The sequence below is a fragment of the Acidimicrobiales bacterium genome, from assembly GCA_016716005.1.
In the GTDB taxonomy this organism is placed as follows: Bacteria; Actinomycetota; Acidimicrobiia; order Acidimicrobiales; family JADJXE01; genus JADJXE01.
Genome location: JADJXE010000001.1, coordinates 385,001 through 398,453, shown reverse-complemented (window position 1 = coordinate 398,453; position 13,453 = coordinate 385,001). Strand labels below are relative to the sequence as shown.

At 74.0% G+C, this 13,453-nt stretch carries 13 protein-coding genes (1 of these 13 only partly in view); all 13 read left to right on the top strand.

Features of this window, described 5'->3' with window-relative positions:
- Positions 1-16 precede the first annotated feature (16 nt).
- The gene (locus tag IPM45_01990; protein ID MBK9178338.1) at positions 17-1,414 is read left to right on the top strand and encodes a glutamate decarboxylase; all 1,398 of its coding nucleotides are present in this window, start codon (positions 17-19) and stop codon (positions 1,412-1,414) included.
- Between the two features lie 58 nt (positions 1,415-1,472).
- Positions 1,473-2,504 carry a phenylalanine--tRNA ligase subunit alpha gene (gene pheS, locus IPM45_01985; GenBank protein MBK9178337.1) on the top strand — a complete coding sequence of 344 codons (1,032 nt, stop codon included), beginning with the start codon at positions 1,473-1,475 and terminating at the stop codon, positions 2,502-2,504.
- The gene (locus tag IPM45_01980; GenBank protein ID MBK9178336.1) at positions 2,504-4,855 is read left to right on the top strand and encodes a phenylalanine--tRNA ligase subunit beta; all 2,352 of its coding nucleotides are present in this window, start codon (positions 2,504-2,506) and stop codon (positions 4,853-4,855) included. The genes pheS and IPM45_01980 overlap by 1 nt, the downstream gene beginning before the upstream one ends.
- Before the next feature lie 49 nt (positions 4,856-4,904).
- Entirely contained in the window at positions 4,905-5,921 is a 1,017-nt protein-coding gene (locus IPM45_01975) for an N-acetyl-gamma-glutamyl-phosphate reductase (protein ID MBK9178335.1), read from the top strand.
- Positions 5,918-6,778 carry an acetylglutamate kinase gene (gene argB, locus IPM45_01970; protein ID MBK9178334.1) on the top strand — a complete coding sequence of 287 codons (861 nt, stop codon included), beginning with the start codon at positions 5,918-5,920 and terminating at the stop codon, positions 6,776-6,778. Before IPM45_01975 ends, argB begins: the two co-directional genes overlap by 4 nt.
- A gap of 92 nt (positions 6,779-6,870) precedes the next feature.
- Positions 6,871-7,998: an acetylornithine transaminase gene (locus IPM45_01965; GenBank protein ID MBK9178333.1), complete on the top strand. Its 1,128-nt coding sequence runs from the start codon at positions 6,871-6,873 to the stop codon at positions 7,996-7,998.
- Complete coding sequence (argF, locus tag IPM45_01960) at positions 7,995-8,894, top strand: ornithine carbamoyltransferase (protein ID MBK9178332.1); 900 nt, start codon at positions 7,995-7,997, stop codon at positions 8,892-8,894. Before IPM45_01965 ends, argF begins: the two co-directional genes overlap by 4 nt.
- Positions 8,891-9,424 (top strand): arginine repressor, encoded by a 534-nt coding sequence (gene argR, locus IPM45_01955; protein MBK9178331.1) that lies wholly within the window; start codon positions 8,891-8,893, stop codon positions 9,422-9,424. The genes argF and argR overlap by 4 nt, the downstream gene beginning before the upstream one ends.
- Before the next feature lie 39 nt (positions 9,425-9,463).
- The gene (locus tag IPM45_01950) at positions 9,464-10,669 is read left to right on the top strand and encodes an argininosuccinate synthase (GenBank protein ID MBK9178330.1); all 1,206 of its coding nucleotides are present in this window, start codon (positions 9,464-9,466) and stop codon (positions 10,667-10,669) included.
- Positions 10,666-12,066 carry an argininosuccinate lyase gene (gene argH, locus IPM45_01945; protein MBK9178329.1) on the top strand — a complete coding sequence of 467 codons (1,401 nt, stop codon included), beginning with the start codon at positions 10,666-10,668 and terminating at the stop codon, positions 12,064-12,066. The genes IPM45_01950 and argH overlap by 4 nt, the downstream gene beginning before the upstream one ends.
- Positions 12,067-12,070: 4 nt before the next feature.
- Entirely contained in the window at positions 12,071-12,478 is a 408-nt protein-coding gene (locus IPM45_01940; protein ID MBK9178328.1) for an acyl-CoA thioesterase, read from the top strand.
- Between the two features lie 15 nt (positions 12,479-12,493).
- Entirely contained in the window at positions 12,494-13,114 is a 621-nt protein-coding gene (locus tag IPM45_01935) for a DNA-3-methyladenine glycosylase (protein ID MBK9178327.1), read from the top strand.
- 4 nt (positions 13,115-13,118) lie between these two features.
- Positions 13,119-13,453 carry the beginning of a tyrosine--tRNA ligase gene (locus IPM45_01930; protein ID MBK9178326.1) on the top strand. Its footprint extends 943 nt past the window's final position, so 335 of the gene's 1,278 nt are visible here — the first part of the coding sequence; the start codon lies at positions 13,119-13,121; its stop codon lies off the right edge, out of view.

Below are 13,453 nucleotides of genomic sequence, written 5' to 3'. Positions count from 1 at the left end.
GCACGAGGAGGCAGGGATGACGGGTTCGGGCGAGGTGGGGGGCACGCCGGCCCGCGACGAGCGGACCGTGGACCCGGTGTTCACACGAGCGGGCGCGCGCCACGGGCTGCCCAGGCTGCGCCTCCCCGACGGCGAGATCCTCCCTCAGACGGCCTACCAGCTGGTCCGCGACGAGGTGATGCTCGACGGCAACGCCCGGCTCAACCTGGCGACCTTCGTCACCACCTGGATGGACCCCGAGGCGGACCGGCTGATGGCCGAGACCGCCCAGAAGAACATGATCGACAAGGACGAGTACCCGCAGACGGCCGACATCGAGCGGCGCTGCGTGCGGATGCTCGCCGACCTCTGGCACTCGCCGGAGGCCGAGCACACCGCCGGGGTGTCGTGCACCGGGTCGTCCGAGGCGTGCATGCTCGGCGGGCTCGCCCTCAAGCGGCGCTGGCAGCAGCGCCGCCGGGCGGCGGGCCGGCCCGCCGACCGGCCCAACATCGTGTTCGGCTCCAACGTGCAGGTCGTGTGGGAGAAGTTCGCCAACTTCTGGGAGGTCGAGCCCCGCTTCGTGCCCGCCGAGGGCGACCTGCTCCACCTCACGCCGGAGCGGATGCTGCCGTTCGTCGACGAGAACACGATCGGCGTGGTGGCGATCCTCGGCTCCACCTTCGACGGGAGCTACGAGCCCGTCGCCGACATCTGTGCCGCCCTCGACCGGCTGGCCGCCGAGCAGGGGATCGACGTCCCGGTCCACGTCGACGCGGCGTCCGGTGGCTTCGTCGCCCCCTTCCTCGACCCCGACCTGGTGTGGGACTTCCGCCTCGAGCGGGTCGCCTCCATCTCCACGTCCGGCCACAAGTACGGCCTCGTGTACCCGGGCGTCGGCTGGGTGGTGTGGCGCGTGGCCGCCAACCTCCCCGACGAGCTCGTCTTCAAGGTGAACTACCTCGGCGGCGACATGCCCACGTTCGCGCTCAACTTCTCCCGCCCGGGCTCCCAGGTGATCGCCCAGTACTACATGTTCCTGCGGCTGGGTCGAGAGGGCTACCGGCGCATCCAGCAGACGTGCCGCGACGTCGCCCTCCACCTGTCGTCGAGCATCGAGCGGCTCGGTCCCTTCGAGCTGGTGACCCGGGGCGACGAGCTCCCGGTGTTCGCGTTCAAGGTGAAGCCCTCGATCACGACGTACACCGTGTTCGACCTGTCGCGGAAGCTCCGTGAGCGGGGCTGGCTCGTCCCCGCCTACACCATGCCGGCCAACCGTGAGGACCTGTCGGTCCTGCGGATCGTGGTTCGCAACGGTGTCAGCCCCGACCTGGCCGAGCTGTTCCTGCGCGACCTCCGCCAGGCGTGCGACTGGCTCGGCCGCCTGAGCGCGCCGATCCCCGCCGAGCTGGCCGAGCAGTCGTTCCACCACTGATCCGGGCGGCCCGAACCCGTTCCCGGGCCGTCGCCGGGGTGCCCTAGCCTTCCCGCCCGTGAGCGACGACATCCAGCAGGCCGCAGGCGCCGCGCTCGATCGGATCGAGGCGGCCGCCACGCTCGACGAGCTGCGGGCCCTGGAGCCCGACGTGCTGGGCAAGCGCTCCGAGCTCTCCAAGCTCAAGCAGCGGTTGGGCGCCCTCGGCCCGGACGAGCGCCGCGCCGAGGGCCAGGCCCTCAACCAGGCGCGGGCCCGCGTCGAGGAGGCCGTCGCGGCTCGCCGCCGTGCCCTCGAGGCGACGGCGCGCGTCCAGCGCCTCGCCGCGGAGCGCCTCGACCTGACCGAGGTCCACGCGGAACGGGGCCGGGGCCACCTGCACCTGGTGACCCAGGCCATCGAGCACCTCGAGGACGTGTTCGTCGGCATGGGCTTCCAGGTGGCCGAGGGGCCCGAGGTCGAGACCGACTGGTACAACTTCGAGGCGCTCAACATCCCCGCCGCGCACCCCTCGCGGACCATGTGGGACACGCTCTACCTCGAGCTGGGCGACGGCGAGAGCATCCTGCTCCGCACGCACACCTCCCCGGTGCAGATCCGCGTGATGCTCGAGCAGCAGCCGCCGGTCTACGCGGTGATGCCCGGTCGCGTCTACCGGCGCGACACGGCCGACGCCAGTCACATGCCGGTCTTCCACCAGATCGAGGGCCTGGTGGTCGACCGGGGCATCTCCTTCGGCGACCTGGCGGGCACCCTGGAGGAGTTCACGTCGGCGTACTTCGGGGCCTCCATCCACAGCCGGCTCCGCCCCTCGTACTTCCCGTTCACCGAGCCGTCGGCCGAGTACGACATCAGCTGCGTGTTCTGCGGCGGCAGCGGCTGCCGCAGCTGCGGCGGCACCGGGTGGCTCGAGCTGGGGGGTTGCGGGATGGTCCACCCCAACGTGTTCCGGGCCGTCGGGATCGACGCCGAGACCTGGACCGGGTTCGCCTTCGGCTTCGGCATCGACCGGATGACCGCGCAACGCCACGGTGTGGACGACATCCGCGAGCTGTTCAGCAACGACCTGCGCTTCCTGGAGCAGTTCTGATGCGCGTCCTGCTGTCGTGGCTGCGCGAGCTGGCCCCCCTGGACGGCGACCCGGCCGAGCTGGCCGAGACGATGAGCGACCTCGGGATGACGGTCGAGTCGCTCGAGCGCGTCGGCGAGGGGCTCGGCGGGATCGTGGTGGCCCGGGTCCTGTCGCTGCGGCCCCACCCCCAGGCCGACCGCATCCAGCTGGTCGAGGTCGACCGTGGCGACGGCGAGGCCCTCCAGATCTGCTGCGGCGCGTTCAACATGCGGGTCGGTGACCTGGTGCCGCTGGCGACGCTGGGCACGGTGATGCCGGGCGGCCTCGAGATCGGGCGGCGCAAGCTCCGCGGCGAGTGGTCGAACGGCATGCTGTGCTCGGCCGCCGAGCTGCAGCTCGGCTCCGACGCCGCCGGCATCCTCGTGCTCGACGGCGCGCTGGAGGTGGGTGCGCCCCTGGCCGAGGCGCTCGGCATCACGGCCGACGTGGTGTTCGACCTGGAGATCAACCCGAACCGGCCCGACGCCATGTCGGTGGCCGGGGTGGCTCGCGACCTGGCGGCGCGCTCGGGGGTGCCGTTCACGCTCCCCGAGCCGGTGCTCGTGGAGGCCGGCGACACGGCCACGTCGGCGCTGGCCTCGGTGGAGATCGTCGACCCCGACCTCTGCGGCCGGTTCGTGGCCCGGGTGCTCGAGGGGGTGTCCGTGGGGCCGTCGCCGCGCTGGCTGGCCGACCGGCTGACCCTCGCCGGCATGCGCCCGATCAACAACGTGGTCGACGTCTCGAACTACGTGATGCTCGAGCTCGGCCAGCCCAACCATCCCTACGACCTGGCCCGTGTCCCCGGCCGGGGGTTGCGGGTGCGCCGGGCGCGGCCGGGGGAGACCATGGTCACCCTCGACGACGTCGAGCGGCGCTTCGTCGGCGACGACCTGCTCATCTGCGACGCCCGCGACGCCCCGGTCGGCATCGCCGGGATCATGGGCGGCGCCTCCAGCGAGATCGCCCCCGACACCGGCTCCGTGCTGGTCGAGATGGCGTGGTTCGAGCCCATGGCGGTCGCCCGCACCTCGAAGCGCCTCGGTCTGCGCACCGAGGCGTCGGCGCGGTTCGAGCGTGGCTGCGACCCCTGGGTCATCGACCTGGCGATGGCCCGGTTCTGCCAGCTGCTCGGCGCCACGGCCGCGCCCGACCCGATCGACGAGCGGGGCGTGCTCCCCGAGCGCGGGCACGTCACGGTCCGCATGGCGCGGGTGAACGCGCTGCTCGGCGCCGAGCTCGCCGAGGAGCAGGTGGCCGGCTATCTCGACCCGATCGGGTTCACCACCGAGCGGGTCGCCGAGGGCGTGCTCTCGGTCGCCCTGCCGTCGTGGCGCCTCGACTCCAGCACCGAGACCGACGCGATCGAGGAGATCGCCCGGCACCACGGCTACGCGCGGATCGCGGCGCGCGTGCCCCGGTCCACCCAGGCAGGGAGCCTCACGCCCTTCCAGCGGGCCCGCCGACTGGTGCGCGACGTGCTGACGGGTCTCGGGCTCTCCGAGGCGATGCCGCTCCCCTTCCTCGCTCCGGGCGACCTGGAGCGCGCCGGCCTCGACCCCGCCGGCGTCCGCCTGGCGAACCCCCTCGCCGCCGAGGAGTCGGTGCTGCGCACGTCGCTCCTGCCGGGGCTGCTCCGCGCCGTGGCCCACAACGCGAACCACCGCCAGCCCGGCGCCCGCCTCTTCGAGATCGGCCACGTGTTCGGCGCCCCCCGACCCGGCGAGGAGCTGCCCGACGAGCGGGAGCGCGTGGGGGCGGTGCTGGCCGGGGCCGACGCGGCCGAGGCCAAGCGGGCCTGGGACGTGCTGGCCGCGGCCCTGCGGGTCGACGGCGTCGAGGTGCGCGCCGCCACACCGCCCGGCCTGCACCCCACCCGCTCCGCCGAGCTGGTGGCCGGCGGTGCCCCGATCGGCGAGGTCGGCGAGATCGACCCCGACGTGCTGGCCGCCCACGGGATCGTCGAGCGGGTCGGGTGGCTCGGCCTCGACCTGGGCGCGCTGTTCGCGCTGGCACGGGGGGAGCGGCCCTACCGGCCGGTGAGCCGGTTCCCCTCGAGCGACGTCGACCTGGCCTTCGTGGTGCCCGACACCGAGCCGGCGGCGGACGTCGAGGCGACGCTGCGCGCCGCCGCGGGCGAGCTGCTGAGCGCCCTCCGGCTGTTCGACGTGTACCGCGGGGCGGGTGTGGCCGAGGGCGCCCGCAGCCTGGCGTTCTCCCTGCGCCTGCAGGCGCTCGACTGCACCCTCACCGACGCCGAGGTCGGCGAGGTGCGGGCGCGCTGCATCGGCGCGGTGGAGACGGCGCACCGGGCCACGCTCCGCGGATGACCCGAGCCCCTGTTCGCATGACTATGCAGTGTGCTGTATTGTGGCGGGCGTGTTCCGGGTCGGGATCGTGGGTGCGTCGGGCTTCACGGGAGCCGAGCTGCTCCGGCTGTGCGCGGGGCACCCCGGGCTGGCCGTGCACGTGGCGACCGGGGACTCCCAGGCCGGCACACCCGTGGCCGACCTGTACCCGAGCCTGGCCGCGGCCTATCCCGGCCTGGTCTTCGACCCCTACGACCCGGACGCGCTGGACGGTCTCGACCTGGTGTTCCTCGGGCTCCCGCACGGTGCGGCCCAGGCGATCGTGCCCGGCCTCAGGCCGCGGGTCGGGGCCGTCGTCGACCTCTCGGCCGACTTCCGCCTGAAGGATCCGGCGCTCTATCCCCGGTGGTACGGGGAGGAGCACGCCTGTCCCGACCAGCTCGGCCAGTTCGTGTTCGGGCTGCCCGAGCTCTTCCGGCCCGCTCTCGACGGGGCCACGGCGGTCGCCGCGGCGGGCTGCTACGTCACCGCCGCATCGCTGGCGCTGGCCCCGCTGGTGCGGGCCGGGGTGATCGAGACGACGGGCGTGATCGTCGACGCCGCCAGCGGTGTGTCGGGGGCGGGCCGGCCGCCGAAGGCGACCACCGCCTTCTGCGCCGTCGACGAGGACTTCACCGCGTACGGGCTGCTCACGCACCGCCACACGCCGGAGATGGAGCAGGCCATCGGCGCCCAGATCCTGTTCACGCCGCACCTGGCGCCCATGAACCGGGGCATCCTCGCCACCTGCTACGCCCGGCCGACCACCGCGGTCACGTCCGCCGACGTCCTCGGCGTGCTGGCCGGCTCCTACGCGTCGGAGCCGTTCGTGCTGGTGCGCGAGGCGCCGCCCAGCACCAAGGCGACCCTCGGCTCGAACACCGCCATGCTCAGCGCCCGGGTCGACGACCGCACCGGCTGGGTGGTGGTGCTGAGCGCCCTCGACAACCTCGTCAAGGGCGCCTCGGGCCAGGCCGTGCAGTGCGCCAACGTTGTCCTCGGCCTGCCCGAGGCCGAAGGCCTGCCCGTGGCCGGGCTGTTCCCGTGATCGGCGCGGACGAGGCCCGGGAGCGGGCTGCGGTGCTGATCGACGCCCTCCCCTACATCCGCCGCTTCTGGGGGAAGGTCGTCGTCGTGAAGTACGGCGGCAACGCCATCGGCGACGACGAGAGCCTCGACCTGTTCGCGCGTGACGTCGTGCTGATGCGGTCCGTCGGCATGCTCCCGGTGGTGATCCACGGCGGTGGCCCGCAGATCAGCGACCTGATGGCGCGCCTCGGCAAGGTGCCCGAGTTCCGCGACGGCCTGCGCGTCACCGACGCCGAGACGGTCGACATCGCCCGCATGGTGCTGGTCGGGAAGGTCAACCGCGACATCGTGTCGTCGATCAACGTCCACGGTGCGCTGGCCGTCGGCCTGTCCGGCGAGGACGCCGGGCTGATCCTGGCCTCACCCCGCGACCCCTCGCTGGGGTTCGTCGGCGACGTGGCCGAGGTGCGTCCCGAGATCATCGAGCGCCTCCTGGCCGAGGAGCTGATCCCCGTGGTGGCCACGATCGGGTCGGACGAGGCCGGCCAGGCCTACAACATCAACGCCGACACGGTCGCGGGGGCCATCGCCGCCGCCCTCGGCGCCGAGAAGCTCGTGTACCTCACCAACGTCGAGGGCCTCCGGCGCGACCCCGACGACCCGGGCAGCCTCATCAGCGCCATCTGTGCCGACGAGCTCGAGGAGCTCCTCCGGTCCGGCGAGCTCACGGGGGGGATGATCCCGAAGGTCGAGGCGTGCATGCGGGCGGTGCGCCACGGCGTGGCCCAGGCGCACGTGCTCGACGGGCGCGTGCCCCACGTCGTGCTGCTCGAGGTGTTCACCCGCGAGGGCATCGGGACCATGGTGACGCCGTGACGGGCGGAGCTCCGGACACCGACCTGGCCGCGGCGCATGCCGCCGCCGTGCACGCCGACGACCTGGCTCCGGGGCACCCGCGGTGCCCGTTCATGCCGACGTACGCGCCGCCGACCGTGCTCTTCGTGCGGGGCGAGGGCACCGTGCTGTGGGACGCCGATGGTCGCCGCTACCTCGACTTCCTGTCGGGCCTCGCGGTCACGTCGCTGGGTCATGCGCACCCCGCCGTCGCGGCCGCCGTGGCCGAGCAGGCCCGCACCCTGCTGCACGTCTCCAACCTGTTCGCGACCGGACCGGCGGTCGACGTCGCCCTCACCCTCGATCGGCTCCTGGGCGGCGGGGGCCAGGTCTTCTTCTGCAACTCCGGCGCCGAGGCGAACGAGTGCGCCATCAAGCTGGCGCGTCGGTGGGGCGGCCGCGGCCGCCACGTGGTGGTGAGCGCGTACGGGTCGTTCCACGGCCGCACCCTCGCCACGCTCCACGCCACCGGTCAGCCGCAGAAGCACGAGGCCTTCCAACCCCTGCCCGAGGGGTTCCGCCACGTCGCATGGGACGACCTCGAGGCCCTCGGGGCGGCCATCGATCCCACCGTGGCGGCCGTCCTCCTCGAGGTCGTGCAGGGCGAGGGCGGGGTGAACACGGCGAGCGCCGAGTACCTCCACGGCGTGCGCCGGCTCTGCGACGAGCGGGGTCTGCTGCTGGTGTTCGACGAGGTGCAGACCGGCCTCGGCCGCACCGGCCGGTGGTTCGCCCACCAGCACCTCGGCGTGCTGCCCGACGTCGTCACCATGGCCAAGGCCCTCGGCAATGGCGTGCCCATCGGCGCCTGCTGGGCGACCGCAGAGGTGGCCGCCGCGTTCCGGCCGGGTGACCATGCCACCACCTTCGGCGGCCAGCCCCTGGCGGCGGCGGCCGCGAGGGCGGTGCTGGCGGTGATGGAGGCCGAGGACGTGCCGGCGCGGGCGGCGCGGGCCGGGGCGCGCCTCACCGCCGCCCTCGGGGCGCTGCCGGCGGTCCGCAGCGTGCGCGGCCTCGGCCTGCTGCTGGCAGCCGAGTTCGACGGCCTCGACGCCCGGGTCGTGGCGGCCGACGCCCTGCGTGCCGGGCTGGTTGTCAACGCGGTGACCCCCACGGCGCTCCGGCTGGCGCCGTCGCTGCTCGTGAGCGACGCCGAGATCGACGAGGCCGCCCGCGTCCTGGGGGAGGTGACCCGCCCATGACCCGGCACGTGCTCGAGGTCGACGACCTGAGCCCGGCCGAGCTGGCCGCGGTGCTGGACCTGGCCGCGGCGCCCCACCCTCCGCAGGCGCTGGCCGGGCGCGGCGTGGCGCTGCTGTTCGAGAAGCCATCGGCGCGCACGCGCCACTCCACCGAGATGGCCGTGGTGCAGCTGGGCGGCCACCCCATCAGCGTCCGCGGCGACGAGGTCGGCCTCGACACCCGCGAGCCGGCCGAGGACGTCGCCCGCACCCTGGCCTGCTACCACGCCGTCATCGCCGCTCGCGTGCACCACCACGGCGTCCTCGAGCGGATGGTGGCCGTGTCGCCCGTCCCGGTCGTGAACCTGCTCTCCGACCGGGCGCACCCCCTGCAGGCGATCGCCGACCTGCTCACCCTCCAGGGGGAGTGGGGCGGGCTGGCCGGCCACACGGTGGCCTACGTGGGCGACGGCAACAACGTGTGCCACTCGCTGATGATCGCCGCGGCCATGGCCGGCATGGCCGTCCGCGTCGCCTCGCCGCCCGGCTTCGCGCCGGCGGGGGAAGCGATCACGAGGGCCGAGCGGGCGGGCGGCTCGGTCGTCGTCACCCACGATCCGGCTGAGGCCGTCTGTGGTGCCGACGCCGTCTACACCGACGTGTGGGCGTCGATGGGCCAGGAGGCCGAGGCCGCCGAGCGCCGCGCCCGCTTCGCGGGCTTCACCGTCGACGAGGCGCTCCTGGCCGGAGCGGCTCCCGGCGCGGTGTTCCTGCACTGCCTCCCCGCGCACCGGGGCGAGGAGGTCACCGCAGCCGTGGTCGACGGCCCGCGCAGTCGGGTGTGGCCCCAGGCGGCGAACCGGATGCACGCCGCCCGGGGCCTGTTCGCCTGGCTGCTCGGCCGGGCGGAGGCATGACGGTGGCCCCCCGCGCCGCACGCCAGCCGGCCGACGCCGGCCTGCACGGCTCCCGCTCCGGGTCGCGGCTTGCCAAGACCCAGCGCCAGCACCGGATCGCCCGGATCCTCGCCCGCCAGAGCGTGGCGAGCCAGGCGCAGCTGGTGGAGCTCCTCGCGGCCGACGGCGTGGTGGCCACGCAGGCCACCGTCTCGCGCGACCTCGACGATCTCGGCGCGGTGAAGGTGCGGGTCCCCGGCGGCGACACGGTCTACGCCATCCCCGAGTACGAGCCCGACCGCATGGCGCCCGAGGAGCACCTCAGGAGGGTGCTCTCCGAGTGGGTCGTGGAGGTGGCCCACAGCGGTCCCGTGGTCGTGCTCCGGACGCCGCCGGGCTGCGCGCACGTGGTGGGGTCGGCGCTCGACCGCTCGGGCCTCCCCGGCCTGCTCGGGACCGTGGCCGGCGACGACACCCTGATGGTGGTGGCGGGCGAGACCGTCGGCGGCGCCAAGATGGCACGAACGTTGAGCGGCCTGGCGGGGCTGTGAACCGGACGACCTGACGACAGAAAGCGAAGGACACGAACCGTGGCGAAGCGAGTGGTGCTGGCGTACAGCGGTGGTCTGGACACCTCGGTCCTCACCAAGTGGCTGCAGGTCGACGGCGGCGTGAGCGAGGTGATCTGCATGGCCGCCGACATCGGCCAGACGAGCGAGACCGGCGAGGCCCTGCGCGAGCGGGCCCTGGCTGCCGGCGCGTCCGAGGTCGAGATCCTCGACGTGCGCAGCGAGTTCGCCGACGAGTTCCTGGCGCCGGCCCTGAAGGCCAACGCCAAGTACGAGGGGAAGTACCCGCTGGTGTCGGCCCTCTCCCGCCCGATCATCGCCAAGCACCTGGTGGCCACCGCGAGGAAGTACGCGGCCGACGCGGTGGCGCACGGCTGCACCGGCAAGGGCAACGACCAGGTGCGCTTCGAGGTGAGCGTGCGATCGCTGGCGCCCGACCTCGAGGTGCTCGCCCCGGTCCGACACTGGGGCATGACCCGAGAGGACGCCATCGTCTACGCCTACCGCCACGACGTCCCGATCAGCGCGACCAAGGAGAAGCTGTACTCGATCGACGACAACCTCTGGGGGCGGGCGATCGAGTGCGGCGAGATGGAGGATCCGTGGGCCCCCCCGCCGCCCGGCGTGTGGTCGCTCACCATCCCCAGCGCCACCGAGCCCCGCGACGTGGTGGTGGGGTTCGAGCGGGGCGTGCCCGTGTCGCTCGACGGCCGGTCGCTGCCGTTCGCCGACCTGATCGCCGAGATGAACCAGATCGTCGGTTCGTTCGGCTTCGGCCGGCTCGACATGGTCGAGAACCGGCGGGTGGGCATCAAGAGCCGCGAGACCTACGAGTGCCCGGGGTCGCTGGCGCTGCTCATGGCCCACGCCGACCTGGAGGACATCACCCTGGAGCGCGACGTGCACCACGAGAAGGCGCGCCTCGAGGGGCGCTACGCCGAGCTGGTGTACGACGGGCTGTGGTACTCGCCCCTGAAGCGGGCGCTCGACGCCTTCAACGACGAGACCCAGCGGCACGTCACCGGGGAGGTGCGGCTGCACCTGGAGACGGGGCGGTGCATCGTCAACGGCCGGCGCTCGCCCTGGTCGCTGTACGACTACGGCCTGGCCACCTACGACGCCGCCGACTCGTTCCGCCACGAGGACTCCGTCGGCTTCACCCGGCTCTGGGGCCTCGGCGTCGAGACCTGGGCCGCACGGCAGGGCCAGGGCCACGTGGCCGAATGACGCTCTGGCACGGGCGCTTCGGCGACGCGCCGGCCGAGGAGCTGCTCGCGTTCACCGTGAGCCTGCCGGTCGACCGCCGCCTCGCCCCCGACGACCTGGTGGGCTCGCGTGCCCACGTGCGGGGTCTGGGCCGGGCCGGGGTGCTGGCCCCGGACGAGGTCGACGCGGTGCTCGCCGCCCTCGACCGGGTGGGGGTCGAGCTGGAGACGGGCTCGTTCGTGTTCGCGCCCGCCGACGAGGACGTGCACACCGCGATCGAGCGGCGCGTGACCGAGCTCGCCGGTCCCGCCGGCGCCAAGCTCCACACGGGGCGGAGCCGCAACGACCAGGTGGCGACCGCTCTGCGGCTCTTCGCTCGCCGCGAGCTGGCGCACGTCGCCGGGCGGGTGCTGGCGCTCCAGGAGGTGCTGCTGGCGCGCGCCGCCGAGGCGGGCGACGCCTACCTGCCCGGCTACACCCACCTGCAGCGGGCCCAGCCGGTCCTGCTCGCCCACCACCTGCTGGCGCACGGCTGGGCGTTGGCCCGCGACGTCGATCGCCTCCTCGCCACGCGGGCTCGCCTCGACGTGTCGCCGCTGGGGGCCGGCGCCCTTGCCGGCTCGTCGCTCGGGCTCGATCCCGCCGCGACCGCCGCCGATCTCGGCTTCTCGGGCGCGTTCGAGAACTCACTGGATGCCGTGAGCGACCGCGACTTCGTGGCCGAGGCGCTGTTCGACCTGGCCCTGCTGGGCGTGCACCTGTCGCGGATCGGGGAGGAGGTGGTGCTGTGGTCCACCGACGAGTTCGGCTTCCTCGGGCTGGCCGACGCCTACGCCACCGGCAGCTCGATGCTGCCGCAGAAGAAGAACCCCGACGTGGCCGAGCTGGTCCGCGGCAAGGCCGGCCGCCTCATCGGCGGCCTCACCGGTTTCCTCGCCACCCTGAAGGGGCTGCCCCTCGCCTACAACCGAGACCTGCAGGAGGACAAGGAGCCGCTCTTCGACGCGCTCGACCAGGTGACCCTCGGCCTGTCGGCCCTGGCCGGGCTGCTCGCCACGGCCACCTTCCACCTCGACCGGATGCGGGAGGCGGCCGATGCGCCCCAGGCTGCCGCCACCGACCTGGCCGAGTGGCTGGTGATGCGCGGCATGCCGTTCCGCGAGGCCCATGCCGTGGTGGGTTCGCTCGTCCGGGCCTCGCTCGAGGGGGGACCGCCGCTGGCCGAGGCGGTGCGGGCCCACCCCGCGCTCGGCGCCGAGGCCGCGGCGCTCGTCGGGCCCGGGATGTCGGTGAGCCGTCGCACCACGCCCGGCGGGGCCGGGCCGGCGCCGGTGCGGGCGCAGCTGGCCCGCTTCCGCGCCCGTCTCTCCGACGACGCCGCCCGGGTCGGGGCTGCCGGCGGCACCGTCGGTGGCTGAGCCCGTGGGTCCCTACCGTCACGCCACCCGGATCCGCTACGGCGAGGTCGACCAGCAGGGCGTCGTGTTCAACGCGCACTACCTCGCCTACTGCGACGACGCCGTCGACACCTGGCTCCGCTCGCTCGACGCGCACTTCGAGCGCCTGGGATGGGACCTCATGCTCAAGCGCGCGGTGATCGAGTGGGCCGGGCCGGCCCGCACGGGCGAGGTGCTCGAGATCGAGCTCGGCGTCACCCGTTGGGGACGCACCTCGTTCGACGTCGGCTTCGTCGGCCGGGTGGGGGAGCGCCCCGTGTTCTCGGCCACCATCACCTACGTGGGGGTGGCGTGGGGCACCACCACCCCCACGCCTCCGCCCGACGAGGTCGTCGCCCTCCTCGGCGAGGCCGTCCGTCTGGTCACCCCATAGGTGGCGGTGGCCGGCATCCCCCTGTCGCGGGCCTTCTACCGGCGCGACGCCCGGGTGGTGGCGCCGGACCTGCTGAACAAGGTGGTCGTCCGCGACGGGCGCGCCGGGCGGATCGTGGAGGTGGAGGCCTACCTGGGGCAGGACGACCCGGGGAGCCACGCGTTCCGGGGGCCGACGCGCCGCAACGCCACCATGTTCGGTCCCCCCGGGCACCTGTACGTGTACTTCACGTACGGCATGCACTGGTGCGCGAACGCGGTGTGCGGCGAGGAGGGGGAGGGCGCGGCGGTCCTCCTTCGGGCCCTCGAGCCCATCGACGGGCTGGTGGCCATGCGGGCGGCCCGCCCCGCGGCTCGCTCCGATCGCGACCTGTGCCGCGGCCCGGCGCGGCTGTGCCAGGCGCTCGGGATCGACGGGGCCCTCGACGGCGCCGACCTGGTGGTCGGGGGCGAGGGGGTGGCGTTGCTCGACGACGGAGCGGTCCCGCCCCCGGCGGCCGCGCAGGGGGTGCGGATCGGGCTGACGGCGGGCGCGGCGCACCCGTGGCGGTGGGCGGTGCCCGGCAGCCCGTTCGTGTCCCGCCCCGTGGTGGGCGTCGCTCACGTGGACCGGGGCCTTCCCAGCCGACGAGACTGACGGGATGGACCTGCTCGCCGACCTCCGGGCCAGGGGTCTGATCCAGGACGCGACCGACCTCGAGGCGCTCCGCGCGCGGCTCGCGGCCGGCCCCGTCACGCTGTACTACGGGTGCGACCCGACCGCCGACAGCCTGCACGTGGGGAACCTGATCGGCCTGCTCGTGCTCCGGCGGTTCCAGGACGCCGGCCACCGCCCGATCGCCCTGGCCGGGGGGGCCACCGGCATGGTGGGTGATCCCAGTGGTCGGTCCGACGAGCGCAACCTGCTCGACGAGGGGGTGCTGGCCGCCAACGTGGAGGCGATCAAGGCGCAGATGGCCCGGGTGATCCACTTCGG

Bases quoted from the DNA above. Each gene is read 5' to 3' on its own strand.
- IPM45_01990 (MBK9178338.1), top strand. From the start codon at position 17: ATGACGGGTTCGGGCGAGGTGGGGGGCACGCCGGCCCGCGACGAGCGG.
- IPM45_01980 (MBK9178336.1), top strand. From the start codon at position 2,504: ATGCGCGTCCTGCTGTCGTGGCTGCGCGAGCTGGCCCCCCTGGACGGC.
- IPM45_01965 (MBK9178333.1), top strand. From the start codon at position 6,871: ATGCCGACGTACGCGCCGCCGACCGTGCTCTTCGTGCGGGGCGAGGGC.
- argF (MBK9178332.1), top strand. From the start codon at position 7,995: ATGACCCGGCACGTGCTCGAGGTCGACGACCTGAGCCCGGCCGAGCTG.
- argR (MBK9178331.1), top strand. From the start codon at position 8,891: ATGACGGTGGCCCCCCGCGCCGCACGCCAGCCGGCCGACGCCGGCCTG.
- argH (MBK9178329.1), top strand. From the start codon at position 10,666: ATGACGCTCTGGCACGGGCGCTTCGGCGACGCGCCGGCCGAGGAGCTG.